The sequence below is a fragment of the Duganella sp. CF458 genome, assembly GCF_900113115.1.
GTDB lineage: Bacteria > Pseudomonadota > Gammaproteobacteria > Burkholderiales > Burkholderiaceae_D > Rugamonas.
Genome location: NZ_FOOF01000002.1, coordinates 12,444 through 33,896, shown reverse-complemented (window position 1 = coordinate 33,896; position 21,453 = coordinate 12,444). Strand labels below are relative to the sequence as shown.

At 61.0% G+C, this 21,453-nt stretch carries 24 protein-coding genes; 10 read left to right on the top strand and 14 right to left on the bottom strand.

Going from position 1 to position 21,453, the window contains the following annotated elements; all coding sequences use genetic code 11:
• Positions 1-6: 6 nt before the first annotated feature.
• From BM269_RS03285 to BM269_RS03265, 5 genes are read right to left on the bottom strand one after another with little or no spacing between them, the layout of a single operon-like run.
• Complete coding sequence (locus tag BM269_RS03285) at positions 7-1,311, bottom strand: ABC transporter substrate-binding protein (RefSeq protein WP_090435628.1); 1,305 nt, start codon at positions 1,309-1,311, stop codon at positions 7-9.
• Positions 1,312-1,339: 28 nt separating this feature from the next.
• Positions 1,340-2,398, bottom strand: a complete 1,059-nt coding sequence (locus BM269_RS03280; RefSeq protein WP_090435627.1) for a branched-chain amino acid ABC transporter permease — start codon at positions 2,396-2,398, stop codon at positions 1,340-1,342.
• A gap of 3 nt (positions 2,399-2,401) precedes the next feature.
• The gene (locus BM269_RS03275; protein WP_170860285.1) at positions 2,402-3,298 is read right to left on the bottom strand and encodes a branched-chain amino acid ABC transporter permease; all 897 of its coding nucleotides are present in this window, start codon (positions 3,296-3,298) and stop codon (positions 2,402-2,404) included.
• Positions 3,299-3,303: 5 nt separating this feature from the next.
• On the bottom strand, positions 3,304-4,116 hold the full coding sequence (locus BM269_RS03270) for an ABC transporter ATP-binding protein (RefSeq protein ID WP_090435625.1): 813 nt from the start codon (positions 4,114-4,116) through the stop codon (positions 3,304-3,306).
• A gap of 14 nt (positions 4,117-4,130) precedes the next feature.
• Positions 4,131-6,053, bottom strand: a complete 1,923-nt coding sequence (locus BM269_RS03265) for an AMP-dependent synthetase/ligase (protein ID WP_211482658.1) — start codon at positions 6,051-6,053, stop codon at positions 4,131-4,133.
• A 132-nt stretch (positions 6,054-6,185) separates the two neighbouring features.
• Here BM269_RS03265 and BM269_RS03260 point away from each other — a divergent pair, with 132 nt between their 5' ends.
• Positions 6,186-6,869 carry a Crp/Fnr family transcriptional regulator gene (locus tag BM269_RS03260; RefSeq protein ID WP_090435624.1) on the top strand — a complete coding sequence of 228 codons (684 nt, stop codon included), beginning with the start codon at positions 6,186-6,188 and terminating at the stop codon, positions 6,867-6,869.
• A 135-nt stretch (positions 6,870-7,004) separates the two neighbouring features.
• Positions 7,005-7,811 (top strand): beta/gamma crystallin-related protein, encoded by an 807-nt coding sequence (locus BM269_RS30030; RefSeq protein ID WP_090435623.1) that lies wholly within the window; start codon positions 7,005-7,007, stop codon positions 7,809-7,811.
• A gap of 5 nt (positions 7,812-7,816) precedes the next feature.
• Here BM269_RS30030 and BM269_RS03250 read toward each other — a convergent pair whose 3' ends face one another.
• Positions 7,817-8,614: a nucleotidyltransferase domain-containing protein gene (locus tag BM269_RS03250; RefSeq protein WP_229204484.1), complete on the bottom strand. Its 798-nt coding sequence runs from the start codon at positions 8,612-8,614 to the stop codon at positions 7,817-7,819.
• A gap of 58 nt (positions 8,615-8,672) precedes the next feature.
• Here BM269_RS03250 and BM269_RS03245 point away from each other — a divergent pair, with 58 nt between their 5' ends.
• Genes BM269_RS03245 through BM269_RS03225 form a run of 5 tightly spaced genes read left to right on the top strand, consistent with a single transcriptional unit; the run spans position 8,673 to position 12,903 of the window.
• Positions 8,673-10,463, top strand: coding sequence for an aminopeptidase P family protein (locus BM269_RS03245; protein ID WP_170860272.1), 1,791 nt, complete (start codon positions 8,673-8,675; stop codon positions 10,461-10,463).
• Complete coding sequence (locus BM269_RS03240) at positions 10,460-10,723, top strand: hypothetical protein (protein WP_090435621.1); 264 nt, start codon at positions 10,460-10,462, stop codon at positions 10,721-10,723. Before BM269_RS03245 ends, BM269_RS03240 begins: the two co-directional genes overlap by 4 nt.
• Positions 10,724-10,735: 12 nt before the next feature.
• Positions 10,736-11,479 (top strand): MgtC/SapB family protein, encoded by a 744-nt coding sequence (locus BM269_RS03235; protein ID WP_090435620.1) that lies wholly within the window; start codon positions 10,736-10,738, stop codon positions 11,477-11,479.
• Positions 11,480-11,488: 9 nt separating this feature from the next.
• Entirely contained in the window at positions 11,489-12,073 is a 585-nt protein-coding gene (locus tag BM269_RS03230; protein ID WP_307152470.1) for a DUF924 family protein, read from the top strand.
• Positions 12,073-12,903 (top strand): Rossmann-like and DUF2520 domain-containing protein, encoded by an 831-nt coding sequence (locus BM269_RS03225; protein WP_090435619.1) that lies wholly within the window; start codon positions 12,073-12,075, stop codon positions 12,901-12,903. Before BM269_RS03230 ends, BM269_RS03225 begins: the two co-directional genes overlap by 1 nt.
• 46 nt (positions 12,904-12,949) lie before the next feature.
• Here BM269_RS03225 and BM269_RS03220 read toward each other — a convergent pair whose 3' ends face one another.
• The 3 genes from BM269_RS03220 to BM269_RS03210 all read right to left on the bottom strand — a co-directional run bounded on the left by BM269_RS03220 (position 12,950) and on the right by BM269_RS03210 (position 14,638).
• Positions 12,950-13,432: a peroxiredoxin family protein gene (locus BM269_RS03220; protein ID WP_090435618.1), complete on the bottom strand. Its 483-nt coding sequence runs from the start codon at positions 13,430-13,432 to the stop codon at positions 12,950-12,952.
• On the bottom strand, positions 13,429-13,956 hold the full coding sequence (locus tag BM269_RS03215; RefSeq protein WP_090435617.1) for a carboxymuconolactone decarboxylase family protein: 528 nt from the start codon (positions 13,954-13,956) through the stop codon (positions 13,429-13,431). The genes BM269_RS03220 and BM269_RS03215 overlap by 4 nt, the downstream gene beginning before the upstream one ends.
• 61 nt (positions 13,957-14,017) lie before the next feature.
• Positions 14,018-14,638 (bottom strand): MarR family winged helix-turn-helix transcriptional regulator, encoded by a 621-nt coding sequence (locus tag BM269_RS03210; protein ID WP_090435616.1) that lies wholly within the window; start codon positions 14,636-14,638, stop codon positions 14,018-14,020.
• A gap of 219 nt (positions 14,639-14,857) precedes the next feature.
• Between BM269_RS03210 and BM269_RS03205 the strand changes: the two genes are divergently transcribed.
• Entirely contained in the window at positions 14,858-15,220 is a 363-nt protein-coding gene (locus tag BM269_RS03205) for a hypothetical protein (protein WP_090435615.1), read from the top strand.
• Here BM269_RS03205 and BM269_RS03200 read toward each other — a convergent pair.
• Positions 15,211-15,789 (bottom strand): putative pterin-binding protein, encoded by a 579-nt coding sequence (locus BM269_RS03200; protein ID WP_090435614.1) that lies wholly within the window; start codon positions 15,787-15,789, stop codon positions 15,211-15,213. The two genes, BM269_RS03205 and BM269_RS03200, sit on opposite strands and share 10 nt — an antisense overlap.
• Positions 15,790-15,807: 18 nt before the next feature.
• Between BM269_RS03200 and BM269_RS03195 the strand changes: the two genes are divergently transcribed.
• Together BM269_RS03195 and BM269_RS03190 are read left to right on the top strand one after the other, a co-directional pair.
• On the top strand, positions 15,808-16,401 hold the full coding sequence (locus BM269_RS03195; RefSeq protein WP_090435613.1) for an alpha-ketoglutarate-dependent dioxygenase AlkB family protein: 594 nt from the start codon (positions 15,808-15,810) through the stop codon (positions 16,399-16,401).
• Between the two features lie 184 nt (positions 16,402-16,585).
• On the top strand, positions 16,586-17,170 hold the full coding sequence (locus tag BM269_RS03190) for a porin family protein (RefSeq protein WP_090435612.1): 585 nt from the start codon (positions 16,586-16,588) through the stop codon (positions 17,168-17,170).
• Between the two features lie 101 nt (positions 17,171-17,271).
• Here BM269_RS03190 and BM269_RS03185 read toward each other — a convergent pair whose 3' ends face one another.
• The 4 genes from BM269_RS03185 to rarD all read right to left on the bottom strand — a co-directional run bounded on the left by BM269_RS03185 (position 17,272) and on the right by rarD (position 21,422).
• Entirely contained in the window at positions 17,272-17,745 is a 474-nt protein-coding gene (locus BM269_RS03185; protein ID WP_090435611.1) for a DUF6265 family protein, read from the bottom strand.
• 91 nt (positions 17,746-17,836) lie between these two features.
• The gene (gene ettA, locus BM269_RS03180; protein ID WP_090435610.1) at positions 17,837-19,504 is read right to left on the bottom strand and encodes an energy-dependent translational throttle protein EttA; all 1,668 of its coding nucleotides are present in this window, start codon (positions 19,502-19,504) and stop codon (positions 17,837-17,839) included.
• A gap of 107 nt (positions 19,505-19,611) precedes the next feature.
• On the bottom strand, positions 19,612-20,394 hold the full coding sequence (locus BM269_RS03175; protein WP_090435609.1) for a PEP-CTERM sorting domain-containing protein: 783 nt from the start codon (positions 20,392-20,394) through the stop codon (positions 19,612-19,614).
• 152 nt (positions 20,395-20,546) lie between these two features.
• Positions 20,547-21,422, bottom strand: coding sequence for an EamA family transporter RarD (gene rarD / locus BM269_RS03170; protein WP_090435608.1), 876 nt, complete (start codon positions 21,420-21,422; stop codon positions 20,547-20,549).
• Positions 21,423-21,453: the final 31 nt, after the last annotated feature.

Sequence of the window (21,453 nt, the reverse complement as noted above, 5' to 3'; positions counted from 1 at the left end):
AGCGGCTCATTTCATGCAGGCAGGCGTGATTTTCTTTTCGGCGGCGTATTTTCCGGACGATTCATCCACCAGCTTGCGCAGCAGGACCTTGTCGCCCACCACCCAGTTCGGCGTGACGGCCTTCCAGGCCTTGCCATCCCATTGCTGGACTTTCACGGCGCCCGAGCCCTCGTGGTCATCGCAGGAGGTCTTCACGGTAGGGAACATGTTGTGGACGCCCAGTGCCTTCTGGCGCGTTTCGTCGATGTTCAGGTTTTCAAAGCCCCAGCGCATTTGTTCGCCGGTGACCGCCTTGCCCTTGCCGAACTTGTCCTGCGCGGCGCGCATTGCTTCCACATACATCACGCCTGCGGTCAGGCCGCGCATGTGGTACACCGAGCCGATGCGGGCCTGGTCGGCCAGGTTGCCTTTGCCGCCGGCATAGACCTTCTTGCGCAGTTCATCCAGCAAGGGGTAATTGCCAGGGGTGTTGAACGTCATCGAGGTGTAGCCCTTGGCAGCGTCGCCCGATGGCACGGTATCCTCCTCGGAGCCGGCCCACCACACGCCCAGCATCTTCTCGCGCGGGAAGCCGTTGCGCTGCGCGGTCTTGATCGCGACGGAGTTCATCACGCCCCACCCCCACAGGATCACGTAGTCCGGCTTGGCCTGGCGGATCTGCAGCCATTGCGACTGCTGTTCGCTGCCCGGCGGCGCGACAGGGATCTTGACCAGTTCAAAGCCGTATTGCGCGGACATCGCTTCCAGCACCGGCAGCGGTTCCTTGCCGAAGGCGGAATCGTGGTACAGGTGGACGATCTTCTTGCCTTTCAGCTTATCCATGCCGCCGCTCTTGTCGCCCAGGTACTTCACCATCGCTGCGGCCTGGCTCCAGTAGTTGGAGATCAGCGGGAAGACATACGGGAAGACCTTGCCGTTGGCCGCGTCGGAACGCCCGTAGCCCAGGGTGGTCATCGGAATCTTGTCCTGCGGGATGCGGTCCAGGATGCCGTAGGCAATGCCGGTGGACAGCGGTTCGACGACAGTGGCGCCGCCGTTCTTGGTTTTCAAGCGCTCATAGCATTCAACGCCGCGCGACGGGTTGTATTCGGTCTCGCACTCTTCCCAGCTGATTTTCACGCCGTTGACGCCGCCGTTGGCATTGACCAGGTTGAAGTAGTCGATGATGCCGCCGTAAAAGCCGGAACCACCCGCCGCATAAGGACCGACGCGGTAGGAGGGCAGGGCGACGAATTGATCGGCTGCTTGCGCCCATGCGCTGCTGGCGACGATGCTGCTTGCTACGGCGATGCCAAGTACGAACGATTTCATGTGATGTCTCCAGTTTTATAGTTGCCGCTCAGTGCGGGAATGGCCACAGGCGGAGTTTCTCTTTACCGATTTGCCACAAACGCGCCAGACCGTGGGGTTCCACGATCAGGAAGAAAATGATCAGGGCGCCGAATACCATCAGTTCAAGGTTCGAGGCCACCGTGGTTGGCAGTGCCAGGGTATGGGCCAAGATGTTCAGGAACACCGGCAACAGCACGATGAAGGCCGAGCCGAGGAATGAGCCGAGCACCGAGCCGACGCCGCCGATGATGATCATGAACAGGATGCGGAAGGACAGGTCCAGGTTGTAGGCTTCCGGCTCCACCGTGCCGAGGTAGGCGAAAGCGTACAGGGCGCCGGCCACGCCGCAGTAGAAGGAACTGACCGCGAACGCCAGCAGCTTGGTGCGCATCAGGCGGATGCCGATCACTTCCGCCGCCACGTCCATGTCGCGCACGGCCATCCAGGAGCGGCCCACGTTGGAGCGGATCATGTTCTTGGCCAGCAGGGCCATGATCGCCACCACGGCAAGCACCAGCAGGTATTTGCGTTCCGGCGTGTCGAAGGCATAGCCGAAGATTTCCATTTTCTGCGCGGTGATCACACCGGAGGAGCTGTAATTGGTCAGCCAGCCGATCTTTGTCAGGCACCACACCACGAAGAACTGGGTCGCCAGGGTGGATGCCGCCAGGTAGAAGCCCCGAATGCGCAGCGAAGGCAGGCCAAAAGCCATGCCGACCATCGCGGCACACAGGCCGCCCAGGACGAAGGCCAGCAACACGGGAATGCCGGGGACGCGCAGCACGAAGTTATAGGCCGAGAACGCGCCGACCGCCATGAAGGCTGCGGTACCGAGCGAGAGCTGGCCGGCATAACCGGTCAGGATGTTCAGGCCCAGCGCGGCCAGCGCAAAAATCAGGAAGGGGATGAAGATGGCCGACAGCATGTAAGGCGACGACACCAACGGCAGTACCAGCAGCGCGATCGCCAGCGTGGCGAACAACGCGATGCGGTCCTGGCGGATCGGCAGGATCTGGCCGTCCGCCTCGTAGCTGGTCTTGAATTGTCCTGCTTCGCGGTAGAACATCGCTCAAATCCTCCGGATGATTTTTTCGCCGAACAGCCCTTCCGGGCGCACCAGCAGGAACAACAGGGCCAGAACATAGGGGAACCAGCCCTCGATACCGCCGCCGACGTGCGGTCCGATATAGACTTCAGCCAGTTTTTCCGAGGCGCCGATAATCAGCCCGCCGACAATCGCCCCCGGCACGGAAGTGAAGCCGCCCAGGATCAGCACCGGCAACGCCTTCAGCGCGATGAAGGTCAGCGCGAACTGCACGCCATTGCGTGCGCCCCACAGCAGGCCGGCCACCAGTGCCACCATGCCCGCCACTGCCCACAGGATGCCCCAGATGCGCTGCAGCGGGATGCCGACCGCCTGCGCTGCCTGGTGGTCGTCCGCCACCGCACGCAGCGCGCGGCCTACTTTGGTCTTGGCGAACATTACCGCCAGCAGGGCGACCATCACGCCGCAGATTGCTGCCGCCGTCAGGTCGAACTTGGAAACGATGATGTTGAACTTTTCCATAAGGTATTCGCTGGGCACGTCCTCGATCGGAATGTCCAGCTTGTGCACCTGCGAACCCCAGATAAGCTGCGCCAGGCCCTCGATGAAGAAGGCCAGGCCGATGGTGGCCATGAACAGCGTGATTTCCGGCTGGTTGACCAGGGGCCGCAATACGACACGCTCGATGGCCAGGCCGAGGATGATCATCGCCAGGACCGTCGCCGGAATCGCCAGCCACAGCGAAAGCCCGAACTTGTCCATGAAGCCTACGCAGGTGAGGGCGGCGAAGAACACCATCGCGCCCTGGGCGAAATTGAAAACCCCGGATGCCTTGTAGATCAGCACAAAGCCGATGGCCACCAAGGCGTACATGACGCCGGACAGCAGGCCGCCGATCAGCACTTCGGCAAAGAAATTGATATCCATCAGTGGGCCACTCCAAGGTAAGCGTCGATCACGTCCTGGTTGGTGCGGACCTCATCCGGCGTGCCGTCGCCGATCTTCTTGCCGTAATCCAGCACCACCACACGGTCCGAGATGTCCATCACCACCCCCATATCGTGCTCGATCAGAACGATGGTGGTGCCGAATTGCTCATTCACGTCGAGGATAAAGCGGCACATGTCCTGCTTCTCTTCCACGTTCATGCCCGCCATCGGCTCGTCCAGCAACAGGATTTGCGGTTCGGCGGCCAGTGCGCGGCCCAGCTCCACGCGCTTTTGCAGGCCGTAAGGCAAGCGGCCCACCGGCGTCTTGCGGATATGCTGGATTTCGAGGAAGTCGATCACCTCCTCGCATTTGCGGCGATGCGCGATCTCTTCGCGCCGCGCCGGCCCCCAGTACAGCGCCTGCAGCAGGAAGTTCGACTTCATCTTGAGATTGCGGCCGGTCATGATGTTGTCGAGCACCGTCATGCCTTTGAACAGTGCGATGTTCTGGAAAGTGCGCGCGATGCCCGACTTGGCGGCGGCATAGCAATCCATATTCTTGCGCTGCTGGCCGCGGTAGATGATCTCGCCCTGCTGCGGGCGATAAACGCCGTTGATCACGTTCAGCATCGAGCTCTTGCCAGCCCCGTTCGGGCCGATGATGGCACGGACTTCGTGCTCGCGCACGTCGAAGGAGATATTGGTCAGCGCCTTGACCCCGCCGAACGACAGCGAGATATTGCGCAGGTCCAGGATCACGTCGCCGATCTTGCGGCCAGCCGTGATGGCTTCCGGTTCATTCATTTGCATGGTGGCGTCCCCGCTTATGCTGCCTTGAGGTCCATGATCCGCAGGTCAGCCGCCACCATACCGGTGCGGCCGTCCTCGAATTTGACCTGGGTTTCGATGTATTGCGAAGCCTTGCCGCCGTACAGTGCCTCGATCAGCACCGCGTATTTCTCGGCGATGAACTTGCGGCGCACTTTGCGGGTGCGGGTCAGTTCATCATCGTCAGGGTCAAGCTCCTTATGCAGCACCAGGAACCGGTGGACTTGCGTGTCCGCCATGAGCGCTTCCTGTGCCAGGTCGGCGTTAACCTTTTCCACGCACTCCTTGACCAGCGCGTAGGTCTGTTCGTGTGCCGCCAGGTCGGTATAGCCGGAGTAGGCAATGCCGCGCCGCTCGGCCCAGTTGCCCACAGCCTCCATGTCGATGTTGATGAAGGCGGTCACCTTGTCGCGCTCATGGCCGAAAGCCACGGCTTCCTTGATGAAGGGGAAGAATTTGAGTTTGTTTTCGATGTAGTTCGGCGCGAAGATGGCGCCGTTGTTCATCTTGCCCACGTCGGCCGCGCGGTCGATGATGCGCAGGTGGCCGTCGTTGTCGAAGATGCCGGCGTCGCCGGTGTGGAAGTAGCCTTCGCCGTCAATCGCTTCGGCCGTTGCGTCGGGACGCTTGTAATAACAGTGCATCAGGGTCGGCGACTTGACCAGCACCTCGCCGTTCTGCGCCAGCTTCACTTCGACGCCCGGCGCAGGCTTGCCGACGGAATCGAACTTGATCTCGCCATCCGGCTGTAGGCAGATGTAGGCGCAGGTTTCCGTCGAACCGTAGAACTGCTTCAGGTTGACGCCGATCGAGCGATAGAAGCGGAACAGGTCGGGCCCGATCGCCGCGCCCGCCGTGTAGGCAACACGGATACGCGACATGCCCAGCACGTTGCGCAAAGGCCCATACACCAGCGCGTTGCCGATGGCGTAGCTGATACGGTCGCCCAACGGCACCGGTTTTCCGTCCAGGATGTCCGATCCGACGCGGCGCGCCACGTCCATGAAGTGGTGGAACATCTTGCGCTTGATGGTGCCCGCATCTTCCATGCGGATCATCACTTGCGTCAGCATGTTCTCGAAGATGCGCGGCGGCGCGAAATAGTAAGAAGGGCCGATTTCGCGCAAGTCGGTAGTGATGGTATCCGACGATTCCGGGCAGTTGACGGTAAAGCCGGCGGTCAGCGCCTGCGCAAACGAGAACAGGCAATCGCCCACCCACGCCATCGGCAGGTAGGACAGCACGTTCTCGGAATCGGTCAGCTTGTCGAAGCCGATGCCGCCAACGGCCGCAGACAGCAAAGCCTTATGGGTTTGGCACACGCCTTTGGGTTTGCCGGTGGTGCCGGAGGTGTACAGGATGATGGCGTTGTCGCTCTCCTTGCCCTCGGCGATCGACGCCTCGTAGAAACCTGGGTGCGCCTTGTCGTACTCGCGCCCCAGTTCCTGCAGGCGGGCATAGGACGTCAACTGCTGGTGGGTGTAATTGCGCATGCCCCGCTCGTCTTCGTAGGCGATATGCGCTATCCCCGGACACTGCTCACACAAGTCGAGCAGCTTGTCGACCTGCTCCTGGTCCTCCACGATGGCGTACTGGATTTCCGCGTTCTCCAGCACGAAGGCCAGGTCGGCCGCCGGGGCATCCTGATACATCGGCACCGGCACGCCGCCCAAACATTGCGCCGCCAGCATCGACCAGTACAGGCGCGGGCGGTTGTCGCCGATGATGGCCAGGTTCATGCCGCGCTGGAAGCCGATTGCCGCCAGCCCGCAAGCCAGTGCGCGCACTTCGGCATTCACTTGCTGCCAGTCCCACGTCTGCCAGATGCCCAGGTCCTTTTCGCGGAACGCAGGCTTGTGCGGCCGCTCCTTGCCATGCTGAAGCAGCCTGCGAGGGAAGGTCGTCAGATTATCCTGCACGGTGTCTCCTTGGATTTTTAGGTGCGCTTTTTAGTTGTGATGCGCTTTTTGTGTGATGATATTAGCGTGAGCTATGTCGCAAAGTTGTCATTTCAAAGACAATTCGTCGACTTTTGATGGTGCGACGCAACAATGAAAACAGAACCCAGCTTGATCGAAGCCATACGCAGTTCCACCTGGGCGCCGGTGCTCACAGAGGAACAATTGGCGCGCGTGGAGGCGACCTGCTACGAAGAATTCATCCCCAAGGGCGGCTTCGTTTGCCATAAAGGCGAAATTGTCGATAATTGGATCGGCATTATTTCGGGCATGGTGAAAATGAATAATTTTTCGCCAAACGGAAAAAGCGTCACATTTACTGGGGTGCCGCCAGGCGGCTGGTTCGGCGAAGGCTCATTACTGAAAGACGAATGCCGCCGTTATGACGCCATGACCCTGCGTGACAGCCGCATTGCTCGCATGCCGGCCGTCACCTTCCACTACCTGCTCGAGAATAGCCTACCCTTCACCCGGTTCCTCTTGATGCAGCTCAACGAACGTTTGGGTCAGTTCATCGGCATGGTGGAAAACGAGCGCTTGCTGGATCCGGACACGCGTGTTGCACGCTGCCTGGCATCACTATTTAATTCCCACCTGTATCCCGGAATCGAGCGGCTGGTGCAGATTTCCCAGGAAGAGGTTGGACTGCTGTCGGGCTCCTCGCGCCAACGTGCCAACCAAGCCCTGCAAGTGCTTGAAAAACAGGGCCTGTTGCGCGTGGACTACGGCGGCATCAGGATCCTTGACCTGGACGGCTTGCGCCGCTTCGAAGCCTGAGAGGAAACGGCGCTGCTGGTGGAAGAGTTCGACCCAGCCAGGAGGTTCAGTTTACTAAGTAAGGCGTGTTCCCGAACAGACCAGCCCAGTTTGCCGCGGCATGCTGGGCGCACCTGATCTGTATCGGAGGACATCATGAACTTTCCAATCAGAACTACGCTGGGGGCGCTAATTGCCCTCGTCAGCGCCCAAGCCTTTGCACAACTTACGCTTTATCCGCGCGAGGGTTGGCGCGGCCGTCCGGTCAATGTGACGCGTTCCATCAGCGATTTGCGTTCTGCCGGGTTCGACAACCGCGCATCGTCCGTGGTGGTTGAGCGTGGTCGCTGGGAAGTGTGCTCGCAGCCAAACTTCCAGGGCGAATGCAAGATTTTGCGGCGCGGCAGCTATGCATCGCTGGAGGGCATGGGCCTGGACGACAATATTTCATCGATCCGCACCGTGCCATCACGCCGGCGGGTGGACGAAATGGCTTACGCGCCAGAGCCGGTAGCCCAGCCAAACTATGAATACCGGATGCGGCCGAGCGAACGCACCTATGAGGCGCCGATCACTTCCGCCCGCGCGGTGGTTGGCCCGCCAGAACAGCGCTGCTGGGTGGAACGCCAGCAGGTCGAGGCTTCGGGCGGCAGCGGCACCGCTGGCGCCATTGCCGGCGCCTTGATCGGCGGGGTGCTGGGCCACCAGGTGGGCGGCGGTTCTGGCCGTGACATCGCCACGGTCGGCGGCGCGATTGCCGGTGCGGCGGTCGGTTCCAACGTCGGCCGCAACGCTGGCAACCAGTATGCCCAGAATGTCCAGCGTTGCGAATCGGTTCCTAGCCGCACCCCGCAATACTGGGACGTGACTTACGATTTCCGCGGCACTTCGCACCGCGCCCAGCTCTCGTCGGAACCTGGCCGCACCATCACGGTCAACCGTGAAGGCGTGCCGCGCATGTAGCCGGATTAAGGCTGCTCGCTCAGGACAGAATGGAATAGCTGGTTTAGCCCGGCATTGACATCGCCACGCTGGAAATGGTCAATGTCCGGGCATTCGAGCCGCGCGAGCTCAGATTCTATAAAGCGGTTCAGACAAGGCACCGGCTGGGACAGGCCAGCCTCCGGCGCAGCTTTTTTCTTTTCGAGCAGTACCGCGATCGCGCCGAGTAGTTCTTCTTCGCCCTCCAGCAAATGCAGCAGCTTGTCGAATTCAATCGGTGCGGGAGTGCTATATCTTTCCAGCCAACGCACGCATAGCAGCGGTCGCAAAGCGTAGAAGTATTTCTTCATCCGTACCGCATCGGCCTGCAAATGGTCGCGATAGGTTGTCTTGGCCATATTGCGATAGTGGTAAATCCCACTCTCGAGCGAATAAACGCTTGGGAGGAGCCCACTTGCGCCTTCGGCGAAGCCACCGTGCGAGCGGTAAAGAATTGGTGATTGAAGCCATTCGACGAAAGCAGGGTTCGACTTGCGGAACAGGCGCAGCGCCTTGCGGATGTCCCAGCCATTGATGTCGATCTCGTCGACGATCTTGTATTCGATAACGTCGCGTTTCTCTTCCAGGTCGACCGCGACGTACCAATCACGCGGGTGCGCGTAAATGAAGCGCACGTCGTAATCGCTATTCGGCGAGGCAAAGCCCCAGGCACGGCTTCCGGATTCTACTGCCAGCAGGACGCGCACATTATGTTCGGCTTCCGCAGCCGCGAGCCGGCGCATGATTTCGGCCCGCACATCATCAGGTATCAATTCTCTCTCCATTGCCGCCTGAAAGCAGCGGCAGCCAGGCATTATGACGCAATCGGGGTATGATTGCGCTATGAAAGAATCAATCCGCACCAGACTTGAATCCATGCGCGCGGCGATGCGCCGCCATCAGCTTGATGCCTGCATGGTCCCTTCCTCCGATCCCCATTTGTCCGAGTATTTGCCGGCGCGCTGGCAGGGGCGGGAATGGCTGTCGGATTTTACCGGCTCGGTCGGCACCTTCATCATTACCCAGGATTTCGCGAGCGTTTGGACTGACGGCCGTTATTGGACGCAAGCGGAAGCGGAATTGGCCGGCACCGGCGTGAAGCTGATGAAAATCTCATCGGGCGCCAGCGTGCAGTATGTGGACTGGTTGTCCGAAAACTTGAAGCCCGGCCAGGTGCTGGCAGTGGATGGCGCCGTGTTGGGCCTGTCGATTGCCCGTCTGCTGCAGGCACGCGGCATCGTCATGCGCACCGACCTCGACCTGCTGGAGGAGGTGTGGACTGACCGCCCTAGCCTGCCGGATGCCCCGGTCTACGAACACCAGCGTCCTTTTGCTGACAAGAGCCGTACGGCCAAGCTGGCGGCGCTGCGGGCGGAGATGGCGCGCCAGGGCGCGACCCACCACATCATCTCGACGCTGGACGATATCGCCTATCTGTTCAACCTGCGCGGCTCGGACGTCAACTACAACCCGATCTTCCTGTCGCACGCGCTGGTTGACCTGGAGCGCGCCATGCTCTTCGTCGGCGCCGGCAAGATCGAGCCGGGCCTGGCGGGACTGCTCGCAGCCGACAATGTCTTCGTCGTTCCATATGCGGAAACGGCGCAGGCACTGGCCACGATTCCGCCCGGCAGCACGTTGTTGCTGGACCCGCGCCGCGTCACATTTGGCACGCGCCAGTCCGTGCCTGACAGCGTAACCGTCATTGAAGCGATCAATCCGACCACGTTTGCCAAATCCCGCAAGACGGAGCACGAGGCCGATCATGTGCGAGCGACGATGGAGCAGGATGGCGCCGCCCTGTGCGAGTTCTTTAGCTGGCTCGAGCAAACCCTGGCCGATCCGAAGCGCGAGCCGTTAACCGAGTACACCATCGGCCAGCACCTGTTGGAAGCGCGCCGCCGCCGTCCCGGCTTTGTCAGTCCAAGTTTCGGCACCATTGCAGGCTTTAACGCCAACGGCGCGATCATGCATTACCGCGCTCCGGCACAGGGCAGCGCCGTGGTGGAGGGCAATGGCCTGTTGTTGCTCGATTCCGGCGGCCAGTACACCGGCGGCACCACCGACATCACCCGCGTGGTGCCGGTAGGCGTCATCAGCCAGGAACACAGGCGCGACTTCACGCTGGTCCTGAAAGGCATGATGGCGCTGTCCGTCGCGCGGTTCCCGCGCGGTGTCAAATCGCCGATGCTGGATGCGATTGCACGTGCACCGTTGTGGTCGGCCGGCATCGACTTCGGCCACGGCACCGGCCATGGCGTCGGCTTCTTCCTCAATGTGCATGAAGGGCCGCAGTCGATCTCGCCTTCCACGCCGCCGGATCCGCATACGGCGATGGAACCGGGCATGATCACCTCCAATGAGCCCGGCATCTACCGTCCCGGCAAATGGGGAATCCGCATCGAAAACCTGGTGCTGAACGTGCCCGCGCCGGATTCGGAATTTGGCGAATTCCTGCGCTTTGAAACCCTGACCCTGTGCCCGATCGACACGCGCTGCATCGACAAGTCCCTGCTGCGCGAAGACGAGGTGCACTGGCTGAACGAATACCACGCCACCGTGCGCCAACGGCTCGCCAGGCATGTCAGCGGCGATGCGCTACGCTGGCTGAACGAAAGGACGGAGGCAATATGAGCCGCTCCACCAGAGCATCCAACGCGCTGGCGCGCCTGAAAGAGCGCTCCGGCAACCAGGCCTATTCGATGACGATGACCGGCAGCGGCCACTTCTTCCTGACGGAAGGACCCGGCCAGCCGCCACTTTGCCCGCCAATGGAACTGGACGATTTTGTGGCCTTCGTCAATGCGCAAGGCCCGCAAAAAGTAAAACGCGTCAGCAAACTCGATGTAGCATTCGAAAAGCAGCTCGCAGCCAAGAAAACACCAAAACCATAAAGGGAGGCAGCTATGCCCAGCATAGAGTTCCTGCGTGCCTACTGGTCGTCCGGCGAACTGGCGACCAACCTCGTGATCCTGATGAATATCGGCGGTGCGCTCCTGCTTGGCCTGCTGGTCGGCTATGAGCGCTCCTACCACGGGCGAGCGGCGGGCATGCGCACCTATGGGCTGGTGTGCATGGCTTCGGCGGCGCTGACCGTGGTATGCGGCTACCCGTCGCTATGGTTCGGCGGCCATATGTCCGAGCTGGTGGGCACCGATCCGACCCGTGTGGTGCAGGGCATTGTGACCGGCATCGGTTTCCTCGGCGCGGGCGTGATCATGCGCGAGGGCTTCAATATTTCCGGCCTGACGACGGCGGCGTCGATCTGGGCCTCGTCGGTGATCGGCGTGGCGGTGGGCCTGGGCTTCTACCTTGGCGCCATGGGGCTGGCCTTCCTTTGCGCGATGTCGATGATCTTCCTGTCCAAGGTCGAGGCATGGTTGCCGTCACGGCATGCGATCGCCATCACCATGCGCTTCAAGCCGGGTTTTGAGCCGAAGGAAGATCAGCTACGCGCGATGGCGCTGGAGCGCGGCTACCAGATCGCCGGCGGCTCGCTGACCATCGGCATGGACCAGGGCAAGCTCGAGTGGCGTTTCGTCGCACTGGCATTGAGCAAGCGCAGCGGTTCGCCGCTGTCGCGTATCGCGGAAGAGATGACCCATTACGAAGGCATCGATAGCTTCCAGGTCACCCACGCACGCAATTAGGAGGCAGGTTTGGTCATTCATTCACAAGACGTTCTCGATTTCTGGTTCCTTCCGATCGGTGCCAGAGGCCACAATATGCAGCGCCCCGAGTGGTGGCGCAAGGACGATGCATTCGATCGCGCTATCTTCCAGCAGTTCGGCGACGTGATCGAAGATGGCCTGCTGGGCGGGCTGCGGCAATGGGACGATGAGGGGACGCAGGGTACGCTGGCACGCATCATCGTGCTGGACCAATTCACGCGCAATGTTTACCGGGGCACGCCGAAGGCCTTTGCCGGCGATGAGCTGGCGCTGGAGGCCGCAAAAGCCCTGGACGATACCGGTGCCAACCAGACCTTGCCGCCTGCGCAGCGTGCGTTCTCCTACATGCCGCTCGAGCATTCGGAAAACCTGTCGATGCAGATGCGCTGCGTGGATCTGTTCGAGATGCTGGCTGCCGATTCTCCCGGCTATGCGGGCATGCTGGATTTCGCCAAGAAGCATTACGACGTGGTTCGCCGCTTCGGTCGCTTCCCGCATCGCAATGCCATCCTTGGCCGGGAGTCGACGCCGGAGGAGATCGAATTCCTCAAGCAGCCGGGATCGAGTTTCTGATGCGTGGATTGTCTGTCGTTGGAGGCGGCCACGTTGGCCGCGTGCTGGGCCGGCTGTTTTCCTCAAAAGGCGCATTTGCGGTGCAGGATGTGCTGGCACGTTCGGCCGATAGCGCCGCGCAAGCAGTGGCCTTCATCGGCGCCGGTACACCCATTGCCAGCGGAGGGGCCGTGCGGCCTGCCGACGTCTTCATGTTGACGGTCACCGACGACCAGATCGTGCCGGCATGCGAAGCATTGGCGGAGGCAGTGCCTTTGCAGGATGCGGTGGTATTCCATTGCAGCGGCGCGCTGGCCTCCGACCGGCTGCAAGCTGCACGCGCGGCGGGCGCTTACGTCGCCAGTGTGCATCCGATCCGCAGCTTTGCCGACGTTGACGCGGTGGTTGCGGGATTTGCCGGGACATTTTGCGGCGTGGAGGGCGACCAGCAGGCGCTGGATGTGTTGCTGCCTGCCCTGGCCGCAATTGGCGCGAGGGCGGTGCAGATCGACCCTGCGGCCAAGACTGTTTATCACGCAGCAGCTGTGTTCGCGAGCAATTACCTGGTGACGGTAATCGATGCAGCCTTGCGCGCGTACCAGGCGGCCGGTATTCCGGAAGCCGTGGCGCGCGAACTGGCGCGGCCGCTGGCGCTGGAGTCGATGGAGAATGCCTTCCGCCTTGGTGCGGCGCCGGCACTCACCGGACCGGTTGCGCGCGGCGATATGACCACGGTGCTGCGGCAACAGGACGCCGTGATGGCATGGGATGCGGAAACGGGCCAGTTGTACCGTGCCCTCGTCCCGCCAACGATCGCGCTGGCCGCACGCAAGCGGGCCGGCAAGCCCTGACGGGCGCGACGCATCGTCCGCCGCGCACCGCAGGCCTGCCTGTTCGCTAGCCGGGCAGGGCGCAGCCGCCAGCGTCGCAGGACGGGCTGTCGCCGTGCCCTTCGGCCAGCAAGCGCCCGATCACCCCTCCCAGCACCATGTCGTCGATGCTTCCGAAATGGTTCAGCCGCAAGCGCCCTTCGCTGTCGAACAGCAGCAGGCTGGGCGTGCCGCGCAAGGCATAGTGCTGCATCGTGGCCGGCACCGGCGATCCGGTAACCTGCCTGTCGACCGCTACCGGAAACGGCAGGCGGTATTCGTGGATGAACACCTGCAACGCGCGCGGCGTCATCACCTCATGATGCTCGAACACGCTGTGCAGGCCGATCACCACCAGTTCGGGAAACGCCTGCTGCATCTTCACCGCCTGCGGGATGCCATGCGCCACACAGCCAGGGCACAGCATCTGGAAAGCGTGTAGCGCCACCACCTTGCCTTCAGTGGCAGGCGCAGCTCCGTTGAGCCACGCGGAAGCATCGAGCCGCATCATTTTGCGCGCAGCTTCACGCCGGGGAAATCAACCGGCACCTTGAATGCCACGTTCACGTAATTGGTGAACAAGTTCAGCGCCACATGGGCCATGATCTCCACGATTTCCTCATCATCGAAGCCGGCTGCACGCAGCTCCTGCACCTGCTCGTCATCGATCTTGGCGCGGTTGCTGACCACGGCCACCGCGAAGCGCAGTGCGGCAGCGGTTTTCGGATCGCTCGACTGGCCGGCCTGCGCCGCGCTCATTTCCTCAGCCGAGGCGCCAGCCTTGCGGCCCAGCGCGGTGTGGGCTGCCAGGCAGTACTCGCAATCGTTGCGGTCTGCGATCGCCACGGCAATCTGCTCGCCCAGCTTGGCGCCGAGTTTGCCGCTGCCGAGGGCGCCGAAGCTGCCCCACATGCTCTTCAATGCAGCCGGGGAATTGGAAACCGCCTTGAACATATTCGGCGTCACGCCGAAAGCCTGGTGGATTTGTGCCAGCAGGCCGGTGGCATCGTTGGTGTTGAGTGGAATGCGCGACATGGTGAAGCTCCTTTCATTAAAATAGGAGTCCTAACTAAATAGGAGCAAAAAAAGGCCGCCCTTACACCAGGGCCTGCCAATTCGTTACCTGCTGTACAGGATCGGTCGGTTGATGATCAGGACAATCGATGCGCAGCATCGCCACCGGCAGCGGCGCGTCGACCAGCCCGCAATGGTGCGGGGCGGCGGCGTCCTGGTGCCGGTTGGGCTGGAAATGTTTGCAGGACAGGCAGGCGCGCAGCTCCGGGAAGCGTTCCGCCTTCTGCAACTGCCCGATTACCTGCAGCAAGCCGCCCAGCAACTGTTCCTGCGCCTGGGGCGACAGCTTGGCCACCGCCTCGTCGGCAAAGCCGGTAGCGCCCGCAATGCGTTGCGCCATCTGCCGACCTTCCTCGGTAAGATGCAGGTCAGTGGCGCGGCCATCATCCAGTGCACGTGCTTTGCGGACCAAGCCTTTGGCGGCCAGGGCCGACACCGAATCGCTGGCGCTGGCTGCGGAAATCGAGAGTTGCCGGGCAACCCAGGACAAGCGTACGCCCTGCACCCTGCTGTGCAGCAATTGCAGGATCTCGGCCTGCGCGGGATTCAGGTTTTCGCCGGTCGCAAATTCCCACATGCCCGAGCGCAGCACGCTGCCGATGCGGGAAATGGCGGAAATAATGCGGGTTGAAGTGCTGTCCATGCGCCAAGTATATGGGCGAAAAATAATATGTCAAGGACTCCTAACTAATCTTCTGTCTTGTAAATCAGCAGTGCAAAAGTATAGTTGAAGAGCCGGTAATGATTTTTGCTCTGGCTTCTGTTGTGGGGGAGCAAAAAGATAGACCCGGCGAGTGACAAAATTGGCCGTTAGCAATAAGCTTGTCCACCTAAGCCACATACACAGTTCTAGGGGAACGCTATGTTATTTTTGAAATCCACGTCTGTCACCAAGGCGCCCGGCATTTACGAAGTGGATATTGCCGCCAAGCCGCCTGGAAAGACTTTCGGCGTGTACATGGCCACCGACCCGGATAATCCGCCGGCTTCCGTGCTCGAAGCACTGGCTGCCGGCGGCTTCAAGCAAGTGCACAGCTCCGGCTATACCCACAAGGACCGTGGCAAGGTGCTGGACCTGCACTTCCAGAAAGATGGCACCGACCTGTTCAACGGCTGGAAGGCGGAAGAAGCCGAAGCCAATATGGCCATCATCAACAAGATCTTCGGCGATGTCGGCGTCGCGATCACGCCGCGCGTCATGTCGCTGGCTGAAGCTTACGCCTGAACCTCGATGTGATACAGGGCCCAAGGGCAGGTAGCGAAGCGCTCGCCGACGGGCCTGCTTGCCATTTCCGGCACGCGATCCGCATCGTAAATCGCCCATAGGGGACCCAATCCACCCAACGCCATCGGCGCGCCATCCAGGTGGGTGGCAACGATGTAGCGCTGCGCCTTGGCGCGTGCCAGCGCCACTGCCACCGCATAACCGTCCACTGCACGCAGGATCAGGTTGCTGCTGTCGCCAGTTTGCGCGCCGGCCGCTTTCAGCACGTCTACCAACAGCGGGCCGGACAGGGTGTGCGGCCGGCCATCGTATTCCAGCGTCGGCTTGATCGTGATCGCCGGCAGCGCGGCCAGTGCGGCAAAATCGAAGGTGAAGGCCTTGTCGAATGTCAGGCGTTGGCGATGCATCATCTGGTCAGCGACACGGTCGAAACCGCCGCGGTTTGGCTTGGCAATGGCGCCGGTCACGGTCAGCAGCGCCGGCCCGCGCTCAGCCTTGGGATGCGCGGCGCCCAACGAGGGGAGGGCGCCTGCCGCTGCCACGGCGCCGAGGAATTGACGTTTGTTCATTGCTATATGATAACGCTTATGGACCTGTTTTCTGCTGAAGCCGAGTTGTTGCCCATTCCAATCGACGACGGCGAGCTGTATTTCATGCAGCAGCTGGTGCTGCCTGTGGATAACGCACAAGTTATGCAGCGCCTGTTGGATGAAACGGCGTGGAAGGCGGAAACCATTTTCCTGTTCGGCCGCGAAGTGGCGCAACCGCGTCTCAGTGCCTGGTATGGCGAGCGGCGTTATACTTACTCGGGCCGCACTTTCGAACCGTTGCCGTTCACGCCCTGGCAGCTCGAAATCAAGCGCGCTGTCGAGGCCGCCAGCGGCAAGCGCTTCAACAGCCTGCTGTTGAACTATTACCGCAACGAGCAGGACAGCATGGGCTTCCACAGCGACGATGAACCGGAGCTGGGCCTGCAGCCGGCCATTGCTTCGGTCAGCTTCGGCGCCACCCGCACCTTTATCCTGAAGCACAAGACGCAGCCCAAAACCGTCAAGATCGACCTCGCCGACGGCAGCCTGTTGTTGATGGCCGGAAAACTCCAGCATTGCTGGCGGCATGGCATCAATAAGCAGCGAAAACCCTGCGGTCCGCGCATCAACCTGACATTTAGGCTTATCTGATGCCAAGTTCGCTCATTTTGGGTTGAATATTGGTAATTCAAGACCGCTTACAAATGCACACAATTCTTACCGCTTCGACTCCCCCTTGAACTTTTGGCAGTGTTATCGTGCTTTCCATCGCACTTCCACAGACGAAGCGCGATCCCAAGCAAGTCCGACTTACTTTTGCTGAAAGATCACGAACATGAAAAAATTCGCATTCGCACTTATCACTTCCGCCGTTGCCCTGGGCGCGGCATCGGTCCAGGCCCAAGAGCTGAAGCCGTACATCGGCGCGGGCGTCGTGGCGAACTCCAACAAGTACACCCTGCCGAATGACACCAGCGACGGCGACAAGAAAACCACCGAGTATGGCGGCAAGATCTTCGGTGGTGTGCAGATCGACAAGACCTGGGGCGTGGAAGCCGGTTATGTGGACTTCGGCAAGCAGTCGTATAACTACACGACTGGCGCCGGCGCCGGCAGCATCGAAGGCAAGGCCAAGTCCTTCTACCTGGCTGGCAAGGGCACCTTCCCGATCAACCAGCAGGTTGCCCTGACCGGCAAGCTGGGCCTGGCTCACAACAAGAATGATGTGAATGCTACCGGCCTGGCTTCCGCGTACAACGGCGACAGCAGCCGTAACGCGCTGTACGCCTCGGTTGGTGCCGAATACGCCTTCACGGAGAAAGTGTCGGGCGTGCTGGAGTATGAACACTTCGGCAAGAACGACATCGACCAGGGTCGCCGCAAAGGCGCGGTCAACCTGGGTGTGAAGGCCAGCTTCTGAGTCGAGGGGGAGGGCAGTTCAGCTGCTTCCCCCCGCAAAGTCCCGATCGAGGCCGGGTGCGACAACGGCAGCCTGGCGCTGCCAATGTCCTTGTGCCCGCCTCACCCGCCATTCGGACATTGGGTCCGCTGCATCGGGTAGTCGAAGGCTTTTTCCTTGCCCTTCGAGACACCTTCGATCCGCGCCTTGATGCCGTCGGCACCATCGCGCTTGTAAATGATCCGTTGCGGGAAGTCGTGCTGCGGATTTTCAAATATCACTTCGCCCTCGCCGATCGATTTGATCGGGAAAGCTGCTTCCAGTTGCCGGCTCGGCTTGGCCACATAGGCCCAGATGCCCGGCTCGGTTTCGCGGATCATGGTGTGTTCCCACTCGACCGTTTTACCGTTCTTCACGGTTCGGGCGACGCCGAGCATGGTGCCGCCGGCCGGCAGGGTCCACATTTCCACTGAACCTTTTTCGGCACCGGTGTGCGACCAGCAACCGGCCAGCCAGGTCAGCTTGTCGATCGGGGCCTCGTGCGCAATGGCGCCTGCGCTGGCGAGGACCAGTCCACATAGAAATTGCTTGCGCATTTGGGGGCTCCTTTTTTGAGAACCGGTAAACCGGTGTCAGGCACAAGTGCCTGACACCTGATGAACTTGCGGCTAGCAGCCTCGGTTCTTCTTAGCCGTGCAGCGGCTTGTAGCGGATACGCTTCGGCTTGGCGCCTTCTTCACCCAGGCGTTTCTTCTTGTCGGCTTCGTATTCCTGGTAGTTACCCGCAAAGAAGGTCACCTGGGAATCGCCTTCGAAGGCCAGGATGTGGGTCGCGATACGGTCCAGGAACCAGCGGTCGTGGGAGATCACCATCACGGAACCGGCGAACTCCAGCAGTGCATCTTCCAGCGCGCGCAAGGTCTCCACGTCCAGGTCGTTGGACGGTTCGTCCAGCAGCAGGACGTTGCCGCCCATCAGCAGGGTCTTGGCCAGGTGCAGGCGGCCACGCTCACCGCCGGACAGGTTGCCAACGATCTTCTGCTGGTCCGAGCCCTTGAAGTTGAAGCGGCCCACATAGGCGCGCGACGGCATTTCGAAACGGCCCACGCTCAGGATGTCGGCACCGCCGGACACTGCTTCGAACACGGTCTTCTCGTTGTCCAGCTTGTCGCGGCTCTGGTCCACCAGCGAAATCTTGGCGGTCTTGCCGATTGCCACTTCACCGCTGTCCGGCTGCTCGATACCGGCGATCATCTTGAACAGGGTCGACTTACCGGCACCGTTCGGGCCGATGATGCCGACGATCGCGCCCGGCGGAATGGTGAACGACAGGTTGTCGATCAGCAGGCGGTCGCCGAACGATTTGGTGACGTTCTTGAACTCGATCACGTCGTTACCCAGGCGCTCGGCCACAGGGATGAAAATCTCCTGGGTCTCGTTGCGTTTCTGGTATTCGTATTCGCTCAGCTCATTGAAGCGCGCCATACGGGCCTTGGACTTGGCCTGGCGCGCCTTCGGATTCTGGCGCGACCATTCCAATTCCTTTTGCAGCGCCTTCTGGCGCGCGGACTCGGTGGCTTCTTCCTGCTTCAGGCGGTCCTGCTTTTGGTCCAGCCATGAAGAGTAGTTGCCCTTCCACGGAATGCCGTGGCCGCGGTCCAGTTCCAGGATCCATTCGGCAGCGTTGTCGAGGAAGTAGCGATCGTGGGTGATGCCGACCACGGTGCCCGGGAAGCGTACCAGGAACTGCTCCAGCCATTCCACGGATTCCGCATCCAAGTGGTTGGTCGGCTCGTCGAGCAGCAGCATGTCCGGCTTCGACAGCAGCAGCTTGCACAGCGCCACGCGGCGCTTTTCACCACCGGACAGCACGCCGATCTTCTGGTCCCATGGCGGCAGGCGCAGCGCGTCGGCCGCCATTTCCAGTTGCAGGTTCAGGTTGCCGCCGTCGGCAGCAGCGATGATCGACTCCAGGCGTTCCTGCTCTTTGGCCAGCGCGTCGAAGTCAGCGTCTTCTTCGGCGTAGGCGGCGTAGACGGCTTCCAGCAGCGCTTGCGCATTGAAGGCCTCTCCCAGGCCGGACTCGACTTCCTGGCGCACGGTTTTTTCAGGATCGAGCTGCGGTTCCTGCGGCAGGTAGCCGATGTTCAGGCCCGGCATCGGGCGCGCTTCGCCCTGGATATCGGTGTCGATGCCCGCCATGATTTTCAGCAGGGACGATTTGCCGGAGCCATTCAGGCCCAGCACGCCGATCTTGGCGCCCGGGAAGAAGGACAGCGAAATGTCCTTCAGAATCTGGCGTTTCGGTGGGACGATTTTGCCCACGCGGTTCATGGTATAGACGTAATTGGCCACGGTATGTGTTCTTGTCGGTTCGTAAAGGCGCTAGTTTAGCGCATTGTGGTGGCGCATAAAAAAAGACCCGGCAATTGCCGGGTCCTTTCAGGCGCGCGTGCGTCCGCTTATGCTTTGCGGCGGCGCACCGTGGCCAGTGCGATCAGGCCCAGGCCGGTCAGCAGCAGGCTGGTCGGCACAGGAACATCGGCTGGCGGGACGGCCTCCTGTGCCACGAAATCCAGGCGCACGTCGGTGATATTGAACTGGCCCAGCAAGGACTTGATGGTCAGGTTCAGGATACCGTCGGCGACCAGGTCGTTCAGGGCCAGTGCATCCAGGGTCAACTCCACCGACAGGTCGCCGCGGTAGGCGTCGTATTGGTTGATGTCCTGGTTAAAGAAGTAGTTGTAGCCGCCGTTTTCGGAGCCGGTCCGCTTTTTCTTGTCTTCGATCTGTCCGCTGTCCGTGTTCGAGACAATGTGTTCGTCGACGCTGTCGGAGCCGGAAGCGGCGCCGGTGCGGACTTCCATCTGGTCCACCACGTTGTCGCTGTACTTCGCGTTGAACTGCTTGACGTGGAAGTTGTCCTTCACCACCTTGCACTTGCCCTGCTTGTTGCAATCCGTGGTGGTGCGGTCCACTGAATAGTTCAATTGCTTGACCGAGGAACTCAGGCCATAGTCGGCGGCGGAATAGCCGAACACGGTCAGGGAACCTGACATGATCGAAGCGCGCGACAGGCCGCTGCCGGCCAGCAGGCTGTTGACGTCGACTTGCAGGTTCTGGCTCAGGCCAGTCGTCAGGTAATTGTCCAGCGAGAGCGAGGATGAAAGAGCGACTGGGGCCGCGTGCACCGATGCTGCACAGAAAACGGCGGCGATGCCTGCCAGAAACTTTTTGCTTACCATTATGCTCTCCCGAAGTGATACCGAGAATTAAGCAATTGTCATGCCTGGATGCAACCAATTTTCCCTAGATCATTGATTCAATTGCGGAAAACTCAATTGGGCAAAGGAAACTTGGCTTATCATAGTGGTAACGGTGTAAAATTTTCCGACACTCAACTCGCCTTTCTGCTGGTCAACCAGCCCTCCAGCATATAGATCGCCAAGGCGCTCCAGATGAACACAAAACCGACCAGCCTGGTCGAGGAAAACGCTTCGTGGAAGACCCACACGCCCAGCAACATTTGCAGCGAGGGCGACATGTACTGCAGCATTCCCAGCACCGACATTGGAATGCGGCGCGCGCCTGCCGCAAACAGCAGCAATGGAATCGCCGTGGTCGGGCCGGCGGCCGCCAGCAGCCAGCGCGTGCTGTTCGACTCGGCATTCAGGAATACGCTCTGGCCGTGGTATACCAGCCAGCCGAGGTAAGCCACCGCCAGCGGGAACAGGATCAGGGTTTCAAAAGACAGCCCTTCCAGCGCCGCCAGCGCCGCAGTTTTGCGCAACAGGCCGTAGGCGCCAAAACTCAGGGCCAACACCAGGGCGATGTAGGGGATTTGGCCAGCCTGCCAGGTCAGCCAGGCCACGCCCGTGGCTGCAATGCCGATCGCCAGCCACTGGCCGCGGCGCAGCTTTTCCTTCAGCACCAGCATGCCCAGCAACACGTTTACCAGCGGGTTGATGAAGTAGCCGAGGCTGGCATCCACCACATGGCCGTTGTTGACCGCCCAGATATACACAAACCAGTTCGCGCTCAGCAGGAAAGCGCTGGCCAGGAAGCTGGCCACCACCTTCGGCTGGCGCAGCACTTGCGGCAGCCATTTCCACTGGCGCCGCACCGCCAGCACCAGCATCAGGAACAGCAGCGACCACGCCATGCGATGCGCCAGGATTTCGGACGCCGGCACATTCTTAATTGCGTGAAAATACAGTGGGAAGAGTCCCCAGGACAGGAAAGCGCCTGCGGCGTACAGCATGCCGGTATTCATGAGAGCGATGATTTTCTATGCGTAAAGGTGG